This window comes from Paracoccus sp. MBLB3053 (assembly GCF_031822435.1).
In the GTDB taxonomy this organism is placed as follows: Bacteria; Pseudomonadota; Alphaproteobacteria; order Rhodobacterales; family Rhodobacteraceae; genus Paracoccus; species Paracoccus aurantius.
Genome location: NZ_JAVQLW010000001.1, coordinates 2,817,683 through 2,838,680 on the forward strand (window position 1 = coordinate 2,817,683; position 20,998 = coordinate 2,838,680).

The following is a 20,998-nucleotide window of genomic DNA, read 5'->3' on the forward strand; positions in this document are numbered from 1 at the left end:
TGGGCAATCGGCGGGCTTGGTAAACCAAAGCCGCGTTTCGCGCAAACCTGCCCTATTGCGCACCGGGATGGGCAGAGCCGCGGCGACGGCGGCGCAGCATTTCAAGCGGGGGCCAGACCAGGATCGACAGGCCGAGCGCCATGAAAAGGACCCCGAAGCCGGGCCCGCAGAGATAGGTCAGCCAGCCAAGAATGGGCACCCCCGCAGCGACAAGCCCCCAGAAAAGGGCGGTCCGCCAGACCGGTCGCAGCAATGGCAGCGCAGATGCGAAGAGCATCCAGCCCAACCCTCCCAGAGCCGCAAGGCCCGGATGGCTGGCCAGCCCGATCACGCCGCCGCCTCCTGCAGCCGGTCCGGGAGATTGTTGGCCCAGGTGGAAATCGTACCAGCGCCCAGGCAGACAACCATGTCGCCGGGCCGCGCCTGCTCTCGCACCAGTCGGGCCAGATCCGCCTCATCGATGACGGCGCGTGCATGGCGGTGACCATGTGCGATGAGCCCCGCGACCAGATCGTCGCGAGATGCACCGGGAATGGGCTCTTCGCCCGCCGAATAGACCTCGGCTATGCCGACGACATCCGCTTCGTTGAAGCAGGTGCAGAAATCGTCGAAGAGGCTCGACAGTCGCGAGAAACGATGTGGCTGGTGAACCGCGATGACCCGGCCCTTGGTGGACTGGCGCGCAGCCTTCAGCACCGCGGCGATTTCGACCGGGTGGTGCCCGTAGTCGTCGATGATGGTGACGCCATTCACTTCGCCCACGCGGGTGAAGCGGCGACCGACGCCCCCGAATTTCGCCAGCGCGTCACGGATCTGGGCGCGCTTCATGCCAAGATGACGCGCCACGGCGACGGCGGCCAGCGCGTTCGAGACATTGTGGTCGCCCGGCATGGGCAGGGTGCAGCCCTCGATGACGGGCGTTTCGCCGTCATTGAGCTCGGCCTCGCCCTGAAGCGCAATATCGAAATGCGCGATACCATTTTCGTAGCGCAGGTTCGTCGCCCGCACATCGGCCTGGGCGTTGAACCCGAAGGTCACGACCCGCCGATCCGACAGCTTGCCGACCAGGGACTGAACCTCGGCATGGTCGGTGCAGCAGACGGCCAGGCCGTAGAACGGAATGTTCGAGACGAAATCCTGGAAGCCCTTGCGCAGCGCATCGAAGCTGCCCCAGTGCTCCATGTGCTCGGGGTCGATATTGGTGACGATGGCGATGGTCGCGGGCAGACGGTTGAAGGAACCGTCGGATTCGTCGGCCTCGACCACCATCCATTCGCCGGCACCCGCGCGGGCGTTCGAACCATAGGCATGGATGACGCCGCCATTGATGACCGTCGGATCGAAGGCGCCGGCGTCAAGCAGCGTCGCGACCATCGTCGTGGTCGTCGTCTTGCCATGCGTCCCGGCGATCGCGATGTTCGACTTGAGCCGCATCAGTTCGGCCAGCATCTCGGCGCGACGAACCACGGGCAGGCCGCGACGACGGGCTTCCTCGAGCTCGGGGTTGCCTTTCTTGATCGCGGTCGAGATCACGACAACGCCCGCCTCGCCGAGATTCTCGGCCCTCTGCCCCTCGAAGACGGTCGCGCCGAGCGTTTCCAGCCGGTCGGTGATCTTCGAACGCCGGGCGTCCGACCCCTGGACGGCATAGCCCAGCGTCATCAGCACTTCGGCAATCCCGGACATGCCGATGCCGCCGATGCCGACAAAGTGGATGGGCCCAAGCTCGCCCGGAAGTTTGGTCGCTGCGTTCATGCGGTCAGTTCCGTCACTAGATCTGCAAGTCGCTGCGCCGCATCGGGGCGGCCAAGGGCCAGCGCGGCCGCAGCCATGGCGGAGGCGCGGGGGCCGTCCGTAAGGATTCCCCGCATGTCGCGCCTGAGGCTCTCAACGTCAAGCACGGATTCGGGAAGGACGATGGCCGCACCGGATTCCGCCACGGCACGCGCATTCGCCGTCTGGTGGTCTCCGGTCGCGGCCGCAAAGGGGATCAGAATGGCCGGGCGGCCGATCACGGTGATGTCGGCAAGGGACGATGCCCCTGCCCGGCTGACGACCAGTTGGCATTCGGCCAACCTGCGCGGCACATCCTCGAAGAAGGGTTGCACCTCTGCCTTGATGCCCGCCTCGCGGTAAGCCGCGCTGACCCGCTCGCCATCCTCGGCGCGGGCCTGATGGCTGACATGGAGACGGGCGCGAAGATCCTCGGGCAAGCCGATGATCGCCTCGGGCACGACGTCCGACAGAACGCGGGCGCCCTGACTTCCGCCGATCACCAGAACGTTCAGCGCCCCGTCGCCCGGCTGGACATAGGGCATGCCAGCCCGATCCAGCACGGCCTTGCGGACCGGATTTCCGGTGTGGATGCCCTCGATACCCGGGGGTAACTGCGTCGGCCAGGTGCCGCAGGCAACCTTGTTGACCCGTCCGGCAAAGGTCGAATTCACGCGGCCCATGACGCCGTTCTGTTCGTGGATCATCCGGGGAATGTTCAATGCCAGCGCCGCCGACATCGCAGGGATGGTCGGATAGCCCCCGAATCCCACCACCACAGCAGGCCGATCCTGTTTCAGGGCACGCCATGCCGAGATCACGCCCGAACCGATACGGAACGGAACCACGAGCTTGGCCGCCGCTCCGCCCCGGGCGGTCGTCGCTGAATCGACCACTTCGCGCGTGACGGCCTCGGGAAAGGCCGTGGCATATCTGGCGCCTCGTTCGTCGGTCGAAAGCTTGACCCGCCAGCCGCGCGCCAGCAATTCCTCGGCAAGGGCCTGGGCGGGAAACATGTGGCCGCCGGTGCCTCCGGCGGCGATCAGGCAATAGGGGATCTTGACGGTCATGACCGGCCCCGACCCAGAACATCCGCCATCCGCCCCTGCGGTCGCGAGCGGGTCAAGGCCAGCAACATGCCGACGGCGATCCCCGACGCAATGACGGACGAACCGCCGTAGCTGACGAAAGGCAGGGTCATGCCCTTGGCTGGCAGCAGGCGCACGGCGACCCCCATGTTGATCACCGCCTGCACACCAAAAGCGCAGGCAAGACCCGTGCCGGCGATCCGGGCAAACGGATCGCGTTCATTCCTGAGCCGGGCGAGCGAACGGATCACGATGGTCGCATAAAGCGAGATGATGATCAGGACGAGGATCAGCCCGTATTCCTCGGCCGCGACGGCGATGATGAAATCGGTATGCGCATCGGGCAGCGACCATTTCACCGACCCCTCCCCGACACCGACGCCGAAGAAGCCACCCTCCTGGATCGCGTTGGTGGCATAGCCGATCTGGGTGCGCGGATCGATTTCGGCAGCCAGGAAGCCGTCGATCCGACGCGCGAAATGTTCCGACGCGTTATACGAGAAAAGCCCGCCCACAGTCGCCAGGGCAAGCACGCCAAGCAGGATGTAGAGCGGCGCGCCGGCGATGAAGAACATCACGCACCACGAAAAGAGCACGAGCGAGGCCTGGCCGAAATCCGGCTGCAACGCCAGCATGACGACTACGACGCTCGCGACAAGCGCCGAGATCGAGCGTCCGGGCGGCCCGCCCACTTCCTGGCTCGCGGCCATGAACCAGCCACAGATGGCGATAAAGCAGGGTTTCAAGAACTCGGAGGGTTGGATCGACATCCCGCCGGGTAAGCGCAACCAACGCACCGCGCCCTTTCCGAAATCGGTTCCGATCAGCGGCAAGAGAAAGATCGCCGTCATCGCAACCACGAAGCCCAGCACGCCGATACGCCTGACCTGGCGCGGCGAGAAGGTCGAGATGACCAGCATGACAAGCAAGGCGGCCGAGCCGAAAACTGCCTGCCGCGTCACATAATAGAATTGCGGCAAGTTGTTCTTTTCGGCCAACGGCACGGATGCAGCCAAACCGAGAAGTATCCCGATCGAGAATAGCCCCAGCACACAAGCCAGCGACCATCGGTCGACCGTGCGCCACCAACGTGGAAGAATCGGATCACCAGCCCGCACGGGCGTGGTGCCAAAGACCATCTCGGTCATGGATGAACCGCCGTCACTGCCTCTGCCAAATCCCGTCTCCGGGTGCCCGTTTTTCCGGGTCTGTTCGGGATGATAGCGCGAATGCCACGTTCACGCTACCACGGATTCATCGATTGCGTGCGAGATCGCTCCACAACCCTGAGGGTAAGGGCCGGAAAGGCCCTTTTCTCTCTCGCTTCGCGGTTCTAACTATCGCGGGACCGAATGGGGATCCGAAGATGCTTTACAATTCGACGGCCGAATGGCTCATGGCGCCACGCAAGCGCGTGCTGTTTTTCGGCATGTCGGGACTGGGCAAGACCTATCTCGCGACCATGCTCAGGAATGCGGGCGACTGGTTCCACTATTCCGTCGATTACCGCATCGGAACCCGCTACATGGGCGAGCTGATTGCCGACAACTTCAAGCGCGAGGCGATGAAAGTACCTTTCCTGCGCGAGCTTCTGCTGTCGGATTCCGTCTATATCGCCTCGAATATCACATTCGAGAACCTCGCGCCGCTTTCGACCTATCTCGGCAAGCCCGGCAGCCCGTCGCGCGGCGGGCTGGACTTCGAGGAATACATGCGCCGTCAGGACCAGCATCGAGCGGCTGAAATCTCGTCGCTGCTGGATACGTCGCATTTCATTCACCGCGCAAAGGACATCTACGGAATACCGAATTTCGTCTGCGACTCGGGCGGGTCTGTCTGCGAAGTGGTCGACCCTTTCGCGGCAAGCGACCCCGTGCTGGACGCGCTGGAACGCGATCTTCTGCTGGTCTGGATCAAGGGTTCGGATGCGCATACCGCCGAACTGGTGCGTCGCTTCGATCGCGCGCCGAAACCCATGTATTATCAGCCGCAATTCCTGGACCGCGCATGGACGGATTACAGGGTTGAAATGGGGCTGCGCGAAGAACAGGTCAATCCAGACGAATTCATCCGCTGGACCTATGCACGCGCCCTTGCCCATCGCCAGCCCCGCTACGAGGCGATGGCGCGGCGCGGCGTGACGCTGCAAGCCGAGGAAGTTGCCGAAGTTCACACGCCGGACGACCTGATCGCCCTGATCGGCCGAGCCATCGACAGAAAGGACGCATGATGCCCATCACCCTGCCAAATGACCTGCCCGCCTTCGACATCCTGTCGAACGAGGGCGTGATGGTCATGTCGCCGGGTCGGGCCGCGACCCAGGACATCCGGCCCTTGCGCATCGGGCTTCTGAACCTGATGCCGAAGAAGATCCAGACCGAGAACCAGTTCGCCCGGCTGATCGGCGCGACACCTTTGCAGATCGACTTCCAGTTGATCCGCATGTCCGACCACGAAAGTCGCAACACCGCGGCCGATCACATGCAATCCTTCTACCGGCGCTTCAGCGAGGTCGAGGCCACGGGCGAAAAGTTCGACGGGCTCGTCATCACGGGTGCCCCGATCGAGCACCTGCCCTTCGAGGAGGTGACCTATTGGGACGAGCTGACGCGCGTCTTCGAATGGACCCAGAGCCATGTGCATTCGACCTTTGGGGTCTGCTGGGGCGGCATGGCGATGGCCTGGCATTTCAACGGGCTGAAGAAACACATCCTCGATCACAAGGCCTTCGGCTGCTTTCGGCATCGCAACCTTGCGCCCGCCAGCCCCTATCTGCGCGGCTTCTCGGATGATGTGCTGGTTCCCGTCAGCCGCTGGACCGAAGTGCGCCAGAATGAAGTCGACGCCATCCCGGCCCTGCGCACGCTGATTGCGTCGGATCAGGCTGGACCCTGCCTGATCGAAGATCCGAGCCGGCGCGCGCTCTATGTCTTCAACCATTTCGAATATGACAGCACGACGCTTAAGGACGAATATGATCGCGACGTGATCGCAGGCAAGCAGATCAACGTCCCGGTGAATTACTATCCGGATGACGATCCCAGCCAGCAACCCACGAACCGCTGGCGCAGCCATGCCCACCTGCTTTACGGTAATTGGATCAACGAGATCTACCAGACGACCTATTATGATATGGAGCAGATCGGAAAGGGCTGAGCCGTGGCGAAGAAATCCGAAAACAAGGCACTGGCAACGGACCATCCGGACCTGCCCTATGTGGGCGCGATCACGCGCTACCTTGAAAAAGACGCCCCTTCAGACATTCGCAAGACGATCAAGAAGGCTGACAAGAACGGCATTCTGAGCAAGACCTACCCTTATCCCGAAGAGATGAAATCCAAGGATTACGACGCGCATATGGAACTGCTGCAATTGCAGCTTGTCCGAATGATGCGGGACGTCATCCACACCGGAAAGCGCGTCGTGGTGCTTTTCGAGGGTCGCGATGCCGCCGGCAAGGGCGGCACGATCGAGCGCGTGCGCGAAAATCTCAATCCGCGTTCGGCCTATATCGTCGCCTTGCCCAAGCCCAATGAGCGCGAGGCCGGACAATGGTATTTTCAACGTTATGTCGATTGGCTCCCCGCGCAGGGCGAAATCGCGCTGTTCGACCGCAGTTGGTACAATCGGGGTGTCGTTGAAAAGGTCTTCGGCTTCTCGACCGACAAGCAACGCGAGACGTTCTTTCGCCAGTTGCCGCATTTCGAGGGGATGTTCGCCGATGACGGCATCACCCTCGTCAAGCTGTGGCTCAGCGTGGACCGCGCCGAACAGCTGAAGCGCTTTCTTGACCGCGAAAAAGACCCGCTGAAGCATTGGAAGCTCAGCTCGATCGACGTGGACGGGCTCGCGAAATGGGACGACTATACGGCAGCGATCCACGACACCCTGACACGCAGCCATTCCCATGTCGCGCCCTGGACGGTGATCCGATCCGATGACAAGAGACGTGCGAGGATCGCGGCCATCCAGACCATTCTGCATGCAGTAGATTATGTGGGTCGCGATGATGCGCTGATCGGTCGGCCCGATCCCCAAATCGTTGGTGGACCGGAACTTCTGTCCGACTGAGGCGCCCTAGGGGCCTCGCGGCATCGCGCGCCCCTCGGGCGGTGTCGAAAGGGCCAGAGCAGCCGAGCACGCTGGATGGGAAGCCATGCGATGAATGATCATGAACGGTTCGCTTGTTTCGACTACAAGAGCCAACCTTCCCGCGATCGTCAGGATTGGCCGGGATGCCTGTTGTCCTCCCGGCGACCATGGCACCAGTTCACCGGCGGCCTGTTGAAGCGCGGCGGCTCGGTGATCGCTGCGCTCATCCTTTCCATCGCCCTGTGGCTGGGTCTGATGGCGCCGATCCACGCGCAGGATCTGCCGGATTGGCAGGACGCCCATGTCAATGACTTCGCCAGGCTGCTTGGTCCCGGCGATGCCGAGGCGATCCGGATGGCGCTCAGCGACTTGCGCAGCACGACCGGGGTCGAGGGCACGATCGTCACGCTGTCGGATCGCGCCACCCATGGCGGGGCGGACGGGCTGGAACCCTTCGCGACGCGCCTTTTCAATCACTGGGGGGTGGGCGATGCCGGGCGCAAGAACGGGTTCATGATACTCGTTCTGGCCAACGACCGCGAAGCCCGCATCGAACTGGGCGCGGGCTACCCGACCGAGGCGGACATTCGCGCGCAAGACATCATGCGCAACACGATGCTGCCCGCTTTCCGCGACGGTCGGATGTCCGAGGGCATCCGGCAAGGCACCGAGGCCGTGATCTCGCTGATTGCACGCCCCGGCGCTCCGGCGCTGGCGCCAGCTGCTGCCTCGGGCACGAATTGGGTCGACCGGGCACTGAACCTCGTCTTCTTCGGGGCCTTCGCCGCGATCTTCGGCGCGATCGGGCTCAGGCACTGGCGGCGCAGACATTGCCCCGAATGTGGCAAGGGCGGGCTCGAAACCGCACGCGAGGCGGTGCAGACCCCGCAAGAGGATGGCGGATATCTGGTCGCGGACAGCCAGACGATCCGGTGCTGTCCGCATTGCGGATGGTCGGAAAGCCGGCGCATGCCGATGCCCCGACGCGTCTATTACGGTCCGGCGGGAGACGTCCTCAGAAGCGAGCGCAACCCCGAGTATCGCGCGCGTTCAGGGAGCGGCTCGTCCGGTTTCGGTGGCGGCTCATCGCGCGGCGGCGGGGCCTCGGGACGCTGGTGACACGGGCTGCCGGTTGAACCGGCAGTGTATGCAAAACGGGCAGTGGGGGCGCAGCGAAAGCTTGCGACACAGGTTTGAGACAGATAGCGTCGCAATCATCTGCTCTGAATTAAAGGTCCCAGATGAAACTTCTGCGCTCCTCGGCTCTCGCGCTCGTTCTCTCGGGCGCGGCGCTTGCCGCCCCCGTCCATGCCGCCGATTCCGAACTGACCGTGTTCGACTGGGCCGGCTTTGAGGAACCTTCGATCTTCCAGGCCTATGTCGACAAATACGGCGACAGCCCGACCTACGCCTTCTACGGCGATGACGACGAGGCCTATCAGAAGCTCGCCTCGGGGTTCAAAGCCGATGTCGCACATCCCTGTTCGCAGATGGTGTCCAAGTATCGTGATGCGGGGCTGATCGAACCCTGGGACACTTCGAAGATCCCGAACTTCGACTCGATCGATCCCAAATTCCTGGAATCCTCGATCTTCAAGGACGATCAGGGCGTCTGGTTCATTCCGACCGACTGGGGCGCAACCGCCATTGCCTATAACACCGAGACGGTTCCGGCCGAGGACGTGGCCAGCCTGAATGTCTTCCTTGATCCCAAGTATCAGGGTCGCACCACCCTTCCGGATTCTTCGGACGACATCTGGGCGCTGGCCTATCTTGCGACCGGCGTGACCGATTGGACCGAGGTGACGGACGAACAGTTCCAGGCCGCGGCAGACTGGCTGCGCAAGGCACATCAGAACGTCGCCGCCTATTGGGCCGACCCGTCCGAGCAGGCTCAGCTGATGGCTTCAGGTGCGGTCGATGTGGCCTGGTCGTGGAATGACGGTGTGGTCCTGCTTGAAAATGACGGCTTCCCGGTCGGCTTCCAGCGTGCTCCCAAGGAAGGGTCCTCGACGTTCTTCTGCGGTTTCATCAACATGAAGGGCGGACCCGGCAGCGAGGAAAAGGCGCATGACTTCATGAACGCCTGGTTGGAGCCTGGATCGGCCAAGGCGCTGCTCGACACCATCGGCTACGGCCATACTTCGACGGTCGCCATGGAAACGGTCAAGGACGAGCCGGCCGTGAAGAACGGCCTGTCCGAGGTTGATGCGCCGATCCTTGCCCAGACGCCGAACGATCCCGCCCAACGCGAAAAGCAGTTGGCCGAATTCGAGAAAATCAAGGCCGGCTTCTGATCCGCGAAGCTCGCGCGCAACCATCCGAAGGGAGGCCCCTGGCCTCCCTTTTTCCATTTGGACCAAGGCGGATACAGCCCCGGCAAAGCGGTCGGTCCCTTGCGCATGTGAAACTCCCGACCTATATTCCCCTTCGTCCGGGCTTGCCCGGACTATGGACATAAACGCGCAGGTAATAAGCGGATCGGACCCGGGGGCGGTACCCGGCGGCTCCACCAAAATCCCTCGTTGGGGGCACTTGGGGCCGAAACAGGATCGACGAACGTCTAAAGCTGTTTGCTTTGTCTCGGTGAGCTACCACCGATATCGGTGCAAATTGTACAGTTGCCAACGACAACCGTGCTCCGGTGGCTCTGGCTGCGTAAGCAGTTCGAGTACCGAAACTTAAGCCCTTGCGCCTAGCAGCGTAAGGCGGGGCCCGCAGGAGCCTGGCAACAGAATCCTGCACTTTATTCCATTATCTGTAAGCATCTGATTTCCCTGCCTAATGGGTTTCCAGTTTTGCAACGGTTTTACAGTTTGCGTTCCCGATACGTGCTGAGGACGGTCTGGGCCGCTGCTACACGGTCTTGATGGCGGCTGTAACGCTCGACCATTTCGACCGACATTCCGATGGTGTCGCTGATCTGCTGGCCGGTGTATCCGGCGCGGCGAAGACGGATGACAGCATTCGCTCTGAGCCCGTGCCAGACGACGCCGTCGAGTTCGTCGTGCTTGTCGCGGTATTTGTCGAATTCCTTCCACAACTGATTCGGGCTGACCGGCTTTCCGGTGTTCTTGCCGCTGTCTTGCAGCAGGAACGGCCCCGGCCGCTTTTCCCATGTCGCCATTTCCGCTTCCAGTTCGGGGAAGATCGGGCAGACGGGACGAACGCCGGTCTTCTTCTGCGGCAAGCTGATGGTGTTGCCGTCGACGTCGGTCCAGCCCATACGGACGATGTCGCTGGCGCGCTGGCCGGTGTAGCGGGCAAGGAAGAAAGCTCGACGCAGCATCCCCGCCAGGTTCTTTTCCGCGAAGGTAAGCTGGTCGTCGGTCCAAGGCTCATGCCCGCCCTTCGACTCGAAGGTCTTCACGCCGTGGACGGGATCGGTATGCAGCAGCCCGACGGGACCGCGCGCCCATGAGCACATGCTGCGCAATGCATAGAGGATGTTATTTGCCCTGCCCGGCTTCACAGCCCCGATCTTGACCATGAGTTCTTCGACATGGGCGGGACGCAAGTCTTCTGCCGGTAGGTTGCCCCAGAGGTCGCGCACGACTTCCAGATAGCGCCGATACTGCGATTGCGTGGCCGGGGTGATCTGTTTTCGCGCGGAAGGCCAAGAGGCGACGTAGGCATTAATCAACGCGCCGATGGTGTCGGTCCTCTCAGCGATGCCTTCCAACTGTCGGATGGTCGCCCAGAATTCGGGGGATCGGGGATCGTCGGGAAGGCGGATGCGTGGCCCTACGTCCGGCGTCCCGCGCCCGGTCTGATGGTAGTAGTAGAACCTGCCCCGAGCCTTTACGCGGTGGACGCCTCGCGGCAGTTCGATCTTAGGTGACACGGCCCAGCGCCTCCTTGAAGGGATCGGTCGGCGGCAATGGCGGGGCCAGACGGTCGACGACTTCGGGCCAGAAGTAGCGGACAGCACCCTTGTAGCGGCGCGGCTGCGGCAAGATGCCGTGGCGGGTCCATTCGTCGACGGTCGAGACGCTGGCGGACAGTTCCGCCGCCAAGTCTGCTTTCGAAAGGAACATGGGCGGACGCTCGCCTTTGACGACCGGCCGCTTCGTCATGCGCAATCCGCTTCCAGATCAATGCCGACGACTTCGCTGCCGACAATCATCAGCCGCGCCGCTGCCGCCTCAATCATCTCATGGCACACCAGCAGTTTAGCGGCTTGGTCTGCGAAGTTTTCAATGAGGCTCGTCATTGCCTCGGGCTCTGCTTCGAACCCGGTGCGCAATTCGTTCTTGGTCTTTGCGATCAAAGAGCCAGCAAGACGAATGTGCGCCCCAAGATGCATCTGCCAGTCTGCACCGAAGTGCTCTTTCGGGAAGGGCACGGCATCGAATGAGATGCCAGAGTCGTTCGCGGGAATCGTGTCCATCGTTCTCTTTCCTATGCTTCCTGCCGTTCCATCCGCTCGCGGACGGCTCTGACGATTTCAGAATTCTGACTGCTGGCGTTCTTGCTCGCCTGCTCGACCAGCCACGCCTTCACATCGGCAGGCAGTCTAAGGGGGAATGCGGCCTTTACTTGCATGGTCCTCTCTTACACACACATCACTGTCACCTCTAAGTGACATTAGGTGTGCAATTGATGCCAGTCAAGAGTGACTATAGAAGGCACACAAGAGATGACACGAGGAAGACATGGCCAAGGAACCAGAAGAGGACACACCGTCGGGACCGGACAACATCCGACGCGTCTACGCCCTTCCAGCCGAGATGGTGGAGCGGATCACCAAGTTCCAAAAGGACAAGGGCCTTACGTCAGAGGTTGAGGCCGTTAGACGTCTTCTTGATGAGGCGCTCAAAACACGGGACAATCTTGAGACGTTGATAAATCGAATCTTGGCAAAACTCGGACAAACGAAAATCGCCTCTGAAGCTGCCCGCGATGTTCTAGTCGGGCATCCGCTGGTGGCCTCGATCTCATTCGGTGACGACTATGTTCAGTTTTCACTGAAGAACGAAATGACCGCTCGCGTGTTCGAGAACGGAAAGGTTGAAATCGTCAGCCGGGGCTACGGTGAAGCCGACTGGGAATTTTGGGACGACAAGAACAGGTATAAAGGCGGCGGCTTTGATATTGGCGTTCCGTTCTAGGGATCGAGAAATGACAGACGCGGTTTGGTATTTCGACCGGAACGGGACGCCCGCCTTCTATCGGGACGGCGACAACGTCTTCAAAGACGGGAAGCGCATTTACTGGATTTCGAGCGGCAACTGGTATTCGAATGCCTCCGGGCCTGTCCGACGGGCGTTCTATGAGTCGGAGAAATGGCTCATTGACGATACCGGCACCGGCCAGTTCTACCGCTCTTAACCGGCCCCTGCCTGTTAAGCCCTCTTACGCCTCGACCATGACCTCGATCTGAATGACGCCGTGAATGGTAACGCCGTCGGGATCGTCCATGATGCGCACCAGCGACACGGATGCCGGGTGCATGGTCAGGGCGTTCTGATCGGCCCAGCCATTCAGCGCCGCCGCGACATCGTCGACCACATCCTCGGCCGCACCCTTGCTCGCCTGACTATGCCAGATGTCCGCCTGCAACGTGACCTCACGGGCCTCGATGCATTCGACCGAGCCGTCGGTCCAATAGCTCGGCCCTAATGTGCAGTATGGGAAGATGGCGTCCTCAGTGGCACGGTCATAGACACGGCCACCCAGCGCCGGAACCTGATCCTTGATCCGCGCAATGACGATCTGCCGCAGAGTTCTTCCGGCGCGCATGGGTCAGTCCTCCACTAGCATTGCAAGCATGGCGTCCTCACGACGCGGGTCTTCCTTGAGGTCGAAGGTCCGGTCGTCGATTTCGACGCGCCATTCGGATGTGATCTGCCGCGCAGCCGCGAAGTCGCGGATGGTGACGACGGCCGGGGCCTTCGACTGTAACCGCGCCTGCATAACCGCCTCTGATCCGCGCAGATAACGGATGTGCGCCGCGCAGGTGAATTGCAGAGTCCAGCCTTGGACAATCATGCCGTCGGCGTCGACTTCCTCGACAGGCTCATAGAAGCCCGCGCGCCGGGTCAGTTCGGATGCGTTCATGTCTTCGCCCTCTTGCGCCGTTCCCGCTTCCGCAGGTTTTCCATGTGAACCGCACAACGCAGTGTGCAGTATCGCGCCAGCCCGTGAACCTCGGCCGGGATCGGGGTCTTACACCAGCCGCAGACACGATCCGCCCTGGCGTCCAGCCGCGCCGCTTTCCGCAGTCGGTATTCATCGGCACAACAGCATTTCGGGCTGCAATAGAGCCGGATATTCGACATCTTCGTCACCGGGATGACGCCGCCGCAGAACCGGCAATGGTCGGTAAAGCTCAGCATCAGATCCAGCCCCCTTGATGGTGCTGAATGCGGTCCCAGATGGTTTCCTCACTCGCTTGACGCCGGGCATTCAGCCGGTAGTTGTGAACCTTCGCGCAGCCGCTTGAGCAAAACTTGAAGTGCCCTTGCGGCAAAGGACCGTGGCATTTTGCACAGCGGGTCCGCTCAATCAGAGCGCCGCTGCATATTGCCCAATCCGGCTGACCTTCGTCCCAAGCCGGCCGAATGGCCCGCACCTTGAGGAAGGCATCGTCGAGAAGATCGCGCGCCGCCAGATCGGCGGTCTGCCAGCCCCACCCCTGTCGACACAGGTCAGACCGGATGCCTGCCCTTAGCGGCCCTTCCAGCCCGAACAGACTGCCAGTGTCGCCAGCCTCAAATGCCAGCCAGATCACGCGGGCCAGTTCCTTGACCAGCATGTTATAGCGGCGCTCGCCCAGACGCCCACGACGCGCGTCCCTCGCCCGCCGCTCTTTCCGATTGATGAGATGGGCGGGCATCTGCAACACGGGCTCAATCCTCTTTGGGTGCGGCCTTCTGTTCCGACTGCATGTTCATGGGGCTGAGGAAGACATCTGCGTCGGCGTCGGATCGTGGATTGAGATGCTCGAAGCGGCGCAGGTCATTGGCGCTGTAGAGCCCCGTCTCCCGGCCGATACGGTAGCCTTGCAGGCGGGTCAGGAAGTCGGCGCGGACCAGAAGGTCGGTGTCGAATTCGACTTCATGGTTCCGACGTCCGGCATCGCTGAAAAGGTCGCGCATGATGGCTTCCTCCCAGCGGACCAGCCACGGCTGCACGGTCCCGGCCGCGAATTGGCGGCGCAGTTCGACGACGTTGGAATAGTTCGCGCCTGACAGTTCTTGCAGCAACGGCGGCGGAACGTTGAAGATTCGCGCGACTTCCAGAACGGCCAGCCGACGGGCTTCCGACAGTTCGGCGTCATGGGCGGTCGAGGATACAGAGACCCAATCGCTGCCTTCTTCCAGCACGCCGATCTTGCCCGCATTCTCGGCCCCGCCATAAAGCGCATTGAGGCTGTCGCGCAGTGTGCGGGCAGCGTCAGGGCCAATCTGTTCAGGATGCTTCACAAAGCCGCTCAGACGGGCGCCATTACGCCAGATGGATTGTGCGAAGCGTTCGGTCGCCACAGCGCCGCCCAGCGCCTCGCGGCAGCGATCCAGACGCGAGCGGGGCGTAAAGGGATCGTCCCAGCGGTCGCGGATGGTGAAGACTTCGTCGGGCAATAAGCGGCGAGTGCCGACTTCGTCGCTGACCTGATAGCGGATGCGCCGGGTGCCGGGGATTCGCTCGATGTTGATCTGCCCCGGATGGACCGGCCACAGCGCCACGGGTCGACCGTTGCCGTCCCGCTCGATCTCGGCATAGGCAGCGCCGAAAATCAGGCAGTTCGCCTGCATCATGGCGACAAGCTCGGTGGGTGTCTGTAGATCGTTCGGGGCGATCGTGAAGAGCCGGGCCACGGGATGCGACGCCTCGACATCGCGGACGCCGTCACCGTCCTTGCGATACACGTTGAGCGGAAGCGCCGCGACAGCCTCAGAGATGACCGTCACGGCGTTGAATGCGGCGGCATTACCTTCGACAGCGGCAGGCGCAATGCAGCCCCCTGCCAGCGAAGGCAAGCCCAATGTCGCCAGCAAGTCCCAGGATGTGGCGCGGGTTTCTCCAGATTTGGAGACACCCCTGCGAAGGATGCGGTCGAGGATGCTCATAGGCAGGTATCCAGGAAGCGGCGGGCGGCAACCAATTTGCCAGACGCGGCCAGTCGCCGCCTCGCCTGCACTATTGTCCCGTCGTAGGCAGGGAACGCCGAGACAATGCTGATTTCGTGAAGATTGATGCTGCGAAGTTCGCGGCGGCTTTCCTGCCAGCGTTCATCCTTGACAGTGAAGCCAAAGGAAGCCCCGCCGACGTCGCCACGCTCGGCCAGTTCGAGAATGTCGCGGCCAAAGCTGGTATTCGGAACGTCGAGTTCGAAATGCAGACCGCGCGTGTCCTCGGCCAGTCGCAGCGTCCCTGAGCGGGTGCGGGCCAGAACAGCGCGTTCGTCATGATCGGCAAGGGCAAGGATGTCCCTGCCCCCTGCCAGCGTGTCCTTGAAGGCGCCGGGAATGATGACTTCGGTGAAGTCCCGGATGCGGGTGTCCTGACCGAAGACGGCGGCATAGCCTTCCAGCTTGCGACCAGCGGCCCGAAGTTCAATCGAAGCCCGGCGTTCCATGTCAGACTTCCAGATCGTCAGCGACCGCGAAGCTTTCCGCATGGCGGACCGCGACGTCGACATCCTGCATCGCCCGAACCTGCACGCGTCCCCGCGCATAGGCAGTATCGCCATAAGGGTTGACCAGCAGGTCGAGACCGGACCAGCGACCAATTAGCAGTTGCGACCATGCGCCGAAGATCACGGTCGAGGTGTCAGGCGTTCCTGCTGCGGTCGGAATGGCGGTCGAGGTGCCAACGCCATAGCCCGCCAGATTGCCGGGATCGGTCATCAGGAAGCCATGCTCAGGCTCGGCTGATACCTTGTTCGTGCCGCGCAGCTTAGCGACCGCTGCCGGGTTCATGGCCCAGTTCAGCGAACCGATGTCGGCGTCTTCGTTCTGAATGTCGGCAATCATCGCCAGCACTTCCGACCAGCTGGGGGTCGCCAGCGTCGAGGATGCCACGCCAGCGGCGTTGACGACGCCGACGGGGGTGTTGCCGGTGCCAGTGCCGAAGATCGCCTGATAGTCGATTGCACGGGCCACCACAGCGGCCAGATCGCGGCGGACAAGCTGTTCGACGGCAGGGACCGCGTTAATCATGGTGCGGCGGCTGTAGCTGGTCAGGGCGCCGACAGTCTTCGGTGACAGGTTGACGTCGGTGAAGTTCGCGTCGGTTTCCGTCAGGGCAGCATCTTCGGCCAGCCATTGCGCTGCGGACGATGCGGTCTGCTTGGGAATGTCGATGGTGCCGACAAGTCCGTCCAGCACGGTCGCGCCCAGCCGGGCGGTCATGATCGCGCTGCGGCGCATGTCGATGAACAGATCGCCGCGATGCACGTTCGGGACCAGATCGGCAGCGGCGCCAGAGGTCAGGAGGGTTCGCTTTTCGAGGAAGACTTCGTCAGGGACCGCGATGCCGGTGAAGGCTCGACCAGAACGGCGTTGCAGTTCCGCCGATAGTTCGCGTTCGCGGCCGTCGTCGACACGCTCGCCCATGGCTGCACGGATTGCGGTCGTCAGGCTGAATTCACGGGCGCGGTCTTCATATGCACCATCGCCACGGCCAGAGACGACGGCAGGCGCGCTGCGTTCCATCTCGGCAATGTCTTTGGCACGCTGAATCTTCCCGTCCAGTGCGGTGATGTCGCGCTTGAGGTCGGCGTGGCGCCTTTCCTCATCGGCGGTATAGTCGTCGCCACGGGTTTCGACAGCATCAGCCAGACGGCGCATTTCCGCGACCGCCTGACTGCGCTGTTCTTGCAAGTCATGAATGCGCATTGTTGATCCTTCAAAGGGCTTGGCGCGTCTCACGACGGGCCTGTTCGAACAGGTTAATAATACGTCAGCACTTCTTACCTATCAAGCAATGAATACGCCCCGTTGCGCGTAGACCGAACGCTTTGGCGCCGGGGTCCGCGCGGCCAGACCGATCGCCATTGCCGCCGCCTGCAAGCCGTCAATCCGGCCTGTCGCCTTGGCCTTGTCCAGCTTGCGCCCGCCTGCCGGGTTCATCGTCGCAATCGCATTGGCGACACACATCGTCAGGGCAGGATTGTTCGGATGCCTGAGTTCGCCTTGCAGGACCAGCTTCTCGACCGCGTCCAGCGCCGGTGCCATGTCCTGAAAGCCCTGCCCCCATGCTTCCATCGGCAGCTTGACGCCCTCGTCCGCCATGATTCGCTCGACTTCCTTCATTCCCCAGCGGTCGAACGCCACGCCCTGCACGTCATAGAGCGCCGCAATCTCGGCCAGACGACAGACGACGAATCCCTTGTCGATCGCCCTGCCCGGCGTTGCCTCGATGAAGCCCTGCCGCACCCATGTCTTATATGGCACATGGTCCATCCGTTCAGCTTCGTCCAGCCCGTCCTTAGGCTTCCAGAACCATGCCAAGAGGTCGCCGGTATCGGGGAAAAACGCTGCCAGAGCCGTGAGGTCGACGGTCGACGACAGGTCGAGCCCCAGATAGCAGCGCCGCCCTTTCAGCGTCTCGATGTCGATGTCCGCCGCGCAAGCCCGCCAGTCGGGCGCCGCCAGGAACCGGGCTTCTGACTCGACGCGCATGTTCAAGCGCAGGTTCATGAAGCGCGGCAGGAATGACGGCGCTCGCTTGGCCCGCTCGGCTTGGCTGCGGAATTCCTTTTCGTCGAGGAAGATGCCCCATGCCGGATTTACGGCCTGCCAGAGCTTGTCGTCGAACGGGTCTGCATCTTCCGGCGCGGCGGTCATCTGCAAGTAGACCGTCGGGTCGACGCCCTTCTTCGCGTCGTCGATCAGGATGCTGAGCGGGTGCTGGTCGGTCGCTGCCTGCGTCGAGATGACGATGCCCAGCGATTCCTTGCGCTTGCCCTGAGCCGTTTGCAGGTTGTCGAACAGCTCGTCGGTGCGGACTTGCGCATACTCGTCATACACCCACAGCGACGGGGCCAGACCGTGACCGCGCCGGACATCGGCCGAAAGCGCCTCATAGGTCGAGCCTTTGCCGTCGCCGGCCAGAACCTCAATGATCTTGTGGAACCGCTGGACGTTGCAACGTTCGTCGAATTCGGGAACGGCCTCGATGATTGCCGACATCTCATTGAACAGCAGCGACGCCTGCTTCTTGTCGACGGCCGCACTGTAAATCTCGCCCCGCTGTTCCGCTTCCGGCCCGATCAGATGGCACAGACAAAGCCCGGCAATGAGCCCGGTCTTGCCGTTGCCGCGCGGTTCCGACTTGATGGCGGTCCTGATGGTGCGCCTGCCGTCGGCGTCGACGTTGCCATAGATGGCTTCGATGAATTGACGCTGGTTCGGCAGCAGCTTCATCTTCTTCCCGGCCAAGATGCCTTTGGTGATCGGCAGGAATTCCATGAAGGCGACGACACGTTCCACACGGGACAGCCCGCGCTTGCTCCAAGGCAAGCGACGCTGCGGCATCGGCTCGACGCCCTTGCGCCTTTTAGCCCCCGGACCACGCAAACCCATGCAACTAACCCTTTTCCGATGGGGGACGCGGGTGTGACGGCCCATTTGCCGGTGATTGAACGCCCCCCGGATGCCACGGATGATCCGGGTCGAGCGGCATTCCATCCGCGTCACAGCCCCGATGCTTTGGCAGCACCCATGCCTTGCCCTGCCGTTCGGCGTGGGTCTTCTGATTGTGACAAGGTTGGCAGACCGACATCCAGTTCGACGGGTTCCAGACCAGACCGCCACGCTTCACAGGGACGATATGGTCGACATGCTCGGCAGGTCGCTTGTCACATGCTTGGCAGATCGGATCACGCGACAGCTTCGTCCGCCTGCACTTCTGCCACCTGCTTGTGTCGTAGAACCGGGTCACGGCTCGACGTCGTCTTCGGCTTCCTCGCATTCCCTGACCGCTGGGTCTTTCCAATCGCGCAACTGATGAATGAGACTGCGGACATGGAACGGGACAACGCGGTCGCCGCCGCTGGTCAGTTCCCTGTTCTGATACCAATGTGTCGCAAGCGCGATGATGGCGAAGCAAGCCCGCTCTGGCATTTCGTCCACATAGTCATGCCCCGTTGCAGTCCGCACATATTCCGATGCTGCATTGAGCAGGTTGGCAAGCGTGGCGTCTTCGTCGTCGAAGTCGACGCGGGCATACAGTTTAAGGGCGCCGAGATCGGGAAAGGGCATAGAGGTCCATCCAAGGGCTAGGCACGCTTCACAGCGGGCAGGATCAATATACCAGACGCCGATTAGGTCAGCAACGCTGTCGTATTGCGTCCCGCGATGTCGGGGCGGGGCGGAACGGCGCATGATTTCAATACAGGACAATCACTTAGGTCTGAAATGTTCCACATATGGAGAGGGAACCGGATGGAGTCGACGACCTTTGAACCGACCACCCGTCCCCACCCGTTCCTTCCCGTCCCGGCGCAGTCCCGCAGGCGGGGAAGACCGTCCCCTCCATATGTGGAACATTTCCCAATTTTATAGCATGAATTCAAAGACATGATGCGCCGAAAATCGGTCGTCATTTCTGCGATACCGACATCATCCAAAGCCCGGCCTGATTGGCGGCTTTCAGCATGACTTCTTCCAGAAGATCGCGCTTAGATGCTGGCACAAGGAACGAGTCATGCACGGGCAGCGCGACGACGCCCTTGTCCAGCATGTCGGACATCACGCAACTGGCGATGTCACTGTCTATGGTCATCAGCCTTGCGCCCGCATCGCTATGGAACGCGTGGGCAATCGGCCGGTGCATGACCTTGATGGCGTCAATGAGTTCGCCAGCAGCACGCAAGGCAGCTTGTGAACCAAGAGGCGCGACCGCTTCCATAGGGTCCGCATGGGCAAGTGCATGGCGGGCCTGATGCGGCGTTTGAGCGTTTATCAGGATCAGCAGCGCGACCTTGACCAGCTTTCGCGGCCAGCCCGCAATCTCGTAGCAATCCGACGGCATCGTCGCGCCAGCCTCGGCATAGAGAATGGCCGGATGCAAAGTCTTGTAGTCCAGTTCGACGACCGGCTCGCCGCTGATGGTCACAGCGCGACGCGCTTCCGACGGAAGATTCTGCCAGCTTGGCCCCATAGCGTAGTGGCGCCCCCCGCGCTTCGATGTCTGATTATAGATGCGGGCCAGCGGTGCCACGACTGAGGCGTCCAGCCCAGCGCCCGCGATGGCCTCATTGAAACGAATGACCTGCTTGCGCTTCCGGTCTAGGTCGCGCGTATTCCGGTAATCCAGAAGGTTGCCGTCGGCGTCGCGCAGAAGAATGACCTCGGCAGGGCGGGCCAATGTCGGGACCGATGTGCCAAGGATCTTCGCATGAATTCCGCGCAGGTCATCGGTTGCCCGAAGCGCACTTTGCCAGCCCCGTTCGCCGGGCGGACGACGGTCATGGTCAATCAGCCCTTGCTGGTCGAGGTAATCGACCTGAGACACGACCTTGCGATAGGTATAAAGCCCGTTGCGGTATCGCTTAGGCACTTCGTAATGACGGGCGGTTCGACTGTAGCTTATCCATCCATCCGCATTGCAGATGTCCAGGATGATAGCTGCCCCGGTCGGCGCGACGCCTATCTCGGCCTCGAACGCCTTCCAGAGCAACTTCGTTTCGAACCGCAGCGAAAGCGGCTGTTGGCTCACTACAGGGCGCCCTCGACCAGCCCCGTCAGCCCGGCGTCGCTAAGCTGTTGCCGCACCTGATTGGCGTGGCCCGGCGACACACAGATGATGACTTCGTCAAGCGCGTCGGGACGGTGAACGGTGATGACGTCCCTGCCCTCGGCCTTCTCAATATGGAACCAGCCTTTCGGCCTCATGCTGAGTCGATCAGCCAGCGAAAGCGTTTTACAGTTGGCTCCGGTGTTCTGGGTCTGGTCCTGCTTTTCGCGCAAGTCCTTGGAAAACAGTTTCGCTTCCGCTTCAAGCGGATGACCTGTCTTCAATGAAATCCTGCACCTTCACACATTCCGTTCTGGTTTTTCGGGGCGCCCCGGCCTATCTCATGGGCCATGCAAGGG

26 protein-coding genes and 1 other RNA gene are annotated in these 20,998 nt (G+C 61.9%); 8 read left to right on the plus strand and 19 right to left on the minus strand.

All coding sequences use genetic code 11. From position 1 onward, the window contains the following. Positions 1 to 52 precede the first annotated feature (52 nt). The 4 genes from RGQ15_RS14035 to RGQ15_RS14050 are packed head-to-tail and all read right to left on the minus strand — an operon-like array spanning position 53 to position 4,009. Positions 53 to 331, minus strand: coding sequence for a DUF2484 family protein (locus RGQ15_RS14035; RefSeq protein ID WP_311160950.1), 279 nt, complete (start codon positions 329 to 331; stop codon positions 53 to 55). Next, positions 328 to 1,755 (minus strand): UDP-N-acetylmuramate--L-alanine ligase, encoded by a 1,428-nt coding sequence (gene murC / locus RGQ15_RS14040; RefSeq protein ID WP_311160951.1) that lies wholly within the window; start codon positions 1,753 to 1,755, stop codon positions 328 to 330. Before murC ends, RGQ15_RS14035 begins: the two co-directional genes overlap by 4 nt. After that, positions 1,752 to 2,843, minus strand: coding sequence for a UDP-N-acetylglucosamine--N-acetylmuramyl-(pentapeptide) pyrophosphoryl-undecaprenol N-acetylglucosamine transferase (locus RGQ15_RS14045; RefSeq protein WP_311160952.1), 1,092 nt, complete (start codon positions 2,841 to 2,843; stop codon positions 1,752 to 1,754). Before RGQ15_RS14045 ends, murC begins: the two co-directional genes overlap by 4 nt. Further along, entirely contained in the window at positions 2,840 to 4,009 is a 1,170-nt protein-coding gene (locus RGQ15_RS14050; RefSeq protein ID WP_311160953.1) for a peptidoglycan glycosyltransferase FtsW, read from the minus strand. Before RGQ15_RS14050 ends, RGQ15_RS14045 begins: the two co-directional genes overlap by 4 nt. A gap of 218 nt (positions 4,010 to 4,227) precedes the next feature. Between RGQ15_RS14050 and RGQ15_RS14055 the strand changes: the two genes are divergently transcribed. The 6 genes from RGQ15_RS14055 to ssrA all read left to right on the plus strand — a co-directional run bounded on the left by RGQ15_RS14055 (position 4,228) and on the right by ssrA (position 9,699). Next, complete coding sequence (locus RGQ15_RS14055; protein WP_311160955.1) at positions 4,228 to 5,091, plus strand: ATPase; 864 nt, start codon at positions 4,228 to 4,230, stop codon at positions 5,089 to 5,091. Further along, a complete protein-coding gene (locus RGQ15_RS14060; RefSeq protein WP_311160956.1) occupies positions 5,091 to 6,017 on the plus strand; it encodes a homoserine O-succinyltransferase in 927 nt (308 codons plus the stop codon). Before RGQ15_RS14055 ends, RGQ15_RS14060 begins: the two co-directional genes overlap by 1 nt. A 3-nt stretch (positions 6,018 to 6,020) precedes the next feature. Beyond that, a complete protein-coding gene (ppk2, locus tag RGQ15_RS14065; RefSeq protein WP_311160957.1) occupies positions 6,021 to 6,932 on the plus strand; it encodes a polyphosphate kinase 2 in 912 nt (303 codons plus the stop codon). Positions 6,933 to 7,022: 90 nt separating this feature from the next. Then, entirely contained in the window at positions 7,023 to 8,072 is a 1,050-nt protein-coding gene (locus RGQ15_RS14070; RefSeq protein ID WP_311160958.1) for a TPM domain-containing protein, read from the plus strand. A gap of 122 nt (positions 8,073 to 8,194) precedes the next feature. Further along, positions 8,195 to 9,250 carry an ABC transporter substrate-binding protein gene (locus RGQ15_RS14075; RefSeq protein ID WP_311160959.1) on the plus strand — a complete coding sequence of 352 codons (1,056 nt, stop codon included), beginning with the start codon at positions 8,195 to 8,197 and terminating at the stop codon, positions 9,248 to 9,250. Positions 9,251 to 9,345: 95 nt separating this feature from the next. Then, positions 9,346 to 9,699: a transfer-messenger RNA gene (ssrA, locus tag RGQ15_RS14080) on the plus strand. Between the two features lie 63 nt (positions 9,700 to 9,762). On the opposite strand, the gene RGQ15_RS14085 is transcribed toward ssrA, so the two are convergent. From RGQ15_RS14085 to RGQ15_RS14100, 4 genes are all read right to left on the minus strand, one after another. Continuing rightward, complete coding sequence (locus tag RGQ15_RS14085) at positions 9,763 to 10,635, minus strand: site-specific integrase (protein WP_311160960.1); 873 nt, start codon at positions 10,633 to 10,635, stop codon at positions 9,763 to 9,765. 151 nt (positions 10,636 to 10,786) lie between these two features. Then, on the minus strand, positions 10,787 to 11,029 hold the full coding sequence (locus RGQ15_RS14090; protein WP_311160961.1) for a transcriptional regulator: 243 nt from the start codon (positions 11,027 to 11,029) through the stop codon (positions 10,787 to 10,789). Beyond that, positions 11,026 to 11,343 carry a hypothetical protein gene (locus tag RGQ15_RS14095; RefSeq protein WP_311160962.1) on the minus strand — a complete coding sequence of 106 codons (318 nt, stop codon included), beginning with the start codon at positions 11,341 to 11,343 and terminating at the stop codon, positions 11,026 to 11,028. The genes RGQ15_RS14090 and RGQ15_RS14095 overlap by 4 nt, the downstream gene beginning before the upstream one ends. Positions 11,344 to 11,354: 11 nt before the next feature. Continuing rightward, positions 11,355 to 11,498, minus strand: a complete 144-nt coding sequence (locus tag RGQ15_RS14100; RefSeq protein WP_311160964.1) for an Arc family DNA-binding protein — start codon at positions 11,496 to 11,498, stop codon at positions 11,355 to 11,357. A gap of 110 nt (positions 11,499 to 11,608) precedes the next feature. Between RGQ15_RS14100 and RGQ15_RS14105 the strand changes: the two genes are divergently transcribed. Continuing rightward, the gene (locus RGQ15_RS14105; protein WP_311160966.1) at positions 11,609 to 12,064 is read left to right on the plus strand and encodes a hypothetical protein; all 456 of its coding nucleotides are present in this window, start codon (positions 11,609 to 11,611) and stop codon (positions 12,062 to 12,064) included. Between the two features lie 10 nt (positions 12,065 to 12,074). Beyond that, entirely contained in the window at positions 12,075 to 12,284 is a 210-nt protein-coding gene (locus RGQ15_RS14110) for a hypothetical protein (RefSeq protein ID WP_311160968.1), read from the plus strand. 24 nt (positions 12,285 to 12,308) lie between these two features. On the opposite strand, the gene RGQ15_RS14115 is transcribed toward RGQ15_RS14110, so the two are convergent. The 11 genes from RGQ15_RS14115 to RGQ15_RS14160 all read right to left on the minus strand — a co-directional run bounded on the left by RGQ15_RS14115 (position 12,309) and on the right by RGQ15_RS14160 (position 20,923). Continuing rightward, positions 12,309 to 12,695, minus strand: a complete 387-nt coding sequence (locus RGQ15_RS14115) for a DUF3168 domain-containing protein (RefSeq protein WP_311160969.1) — start codon at positions 12,693 to 12,695, stop codon at positions 12,309 to 12,311. 3 nt (positions 12,696 to 12,698) lie between these two features. Further along, positions 12,699 to 13,013, minus strand: a complete 315-nt coding sequence (locus tag RGQ15_RS14120; RefSeq protein ID WP_311160970.1) for a phage head closure protein — start codon at positions 13,011 to 13,013, stop codon at positions 12,699 to 12,701. Between the two features lie 277 nt (positions 13,014 to 13,290). Beyond that, on the minus strand, positions 13,291 to 13,791 hold the full coding sequence (locus tag RGQ15_RS14125) for a hypothetical protein (RefSeq protein ID WP_311161100.1): 501 nt from the start codon (positions 13,789 to 13,791) through the stop codon (positions 13,291 to 13,293). 13 nt (positions 13,792 to 13,804) lie between these two features. Then, the gene (locus RGQ15_RS14130) at positions 13,805 to 15,025 is read right to left on the minus strand and encodes a phage portal protein (protein WP_311160971.1); all 1,221 of its coding nucleotides are present in this window, start codon (positions 15,023 to 15,025) and stop codon (positions 13,805 to 13,807) included. Further along, on the minus strand, positions 15,022 to 15,534 hold the full coding sequence (locus RGQ15_RS14135) for an HK97 family phage prohead protease (RefSeq protein ID WP_311160973.1): 513 nt from the start codon (positions 15,532 to 15,534) through the stop codon (positions 15,022 to 15,024). The genes RGQ15_RS14130 and RGQ15_RS14135 overlap by 4 nt, the downstream gene beginning before the upstream one ends. Position 15,535: 1 nt before the next feature. Continuing rightward, a complete protein-coding gene (locus RGQ15_RS14140) occupies positions 15,536 to 16,795 on the minus strand; it encodes a phage major capsid protein (protein ID WP_311160974.1) in 1,260 nt (419 codons plus the stop codon). An 81-nt stretch (positions 16,796 to 16,876) separates the two neighbouring features. Further along, positions 16,877 to 18,484, minus strand: a complete 1,608-nt coding sequence (locus RGQ15_RS14145; protein ID WP_311160975.1) for a terminase large subunit — start codon at positions 18,482 to 18,484, stop codon at positions 16,877 to 16,879. Between the two features lie 4 nt (positions 18,485 to 18,488). Beyond that, entirely contained in the window at positions 18,489 to 18,872 is a 384-nt protein-coding gene (locus tag RGQ15_RS22390; protein ID WP_409201324.1) for an HNH endonuclease, read from the minus strand. Continuing rightward, entirely contained in the window at positions 18,839 to 19,162 is a 324-nt protein-coding gene (locus tag RGQ15_RS14150) for a head-tail connector protein (protein ID WP_311160976.1), read from the minus strand. The genes RGQ15_RS22390 and RGQ15_RS14150 overlap by 34 nt, the downstream gene beginning before the upstream one ends. A gap of 340 nt (positions 19,163 to 19,502) precedes the next feature. Further along, positions 19,503 to 20,621, minus strand: a complete 1,119-nt coding sequence (locus tag RGQ15_RS14155; protein ID WP_311160977.1) for a hypothetical protein — start codon at positions 20,619 to 20,621, stop codon at positions 19,503 to 19,505. After that, positions 20,621 to 20,923, minus strand: a complete 303-nt coding sequence (locus RGQ15_RS14160; RefSeq protein ID WP_311160978.1) for a hypothetical protein — start codon at positions 20,921 to 20,923, stop codon at positions 20,621 to 20,623. The genes RGQ15_RS14155 and RGQ15_RS14160 overlap by 1 nt, the downstream gene beginning before the upstream one ends. Between the last annotated feature and the right edge of the window lie 75 nt (positions 20,924 to 20,998).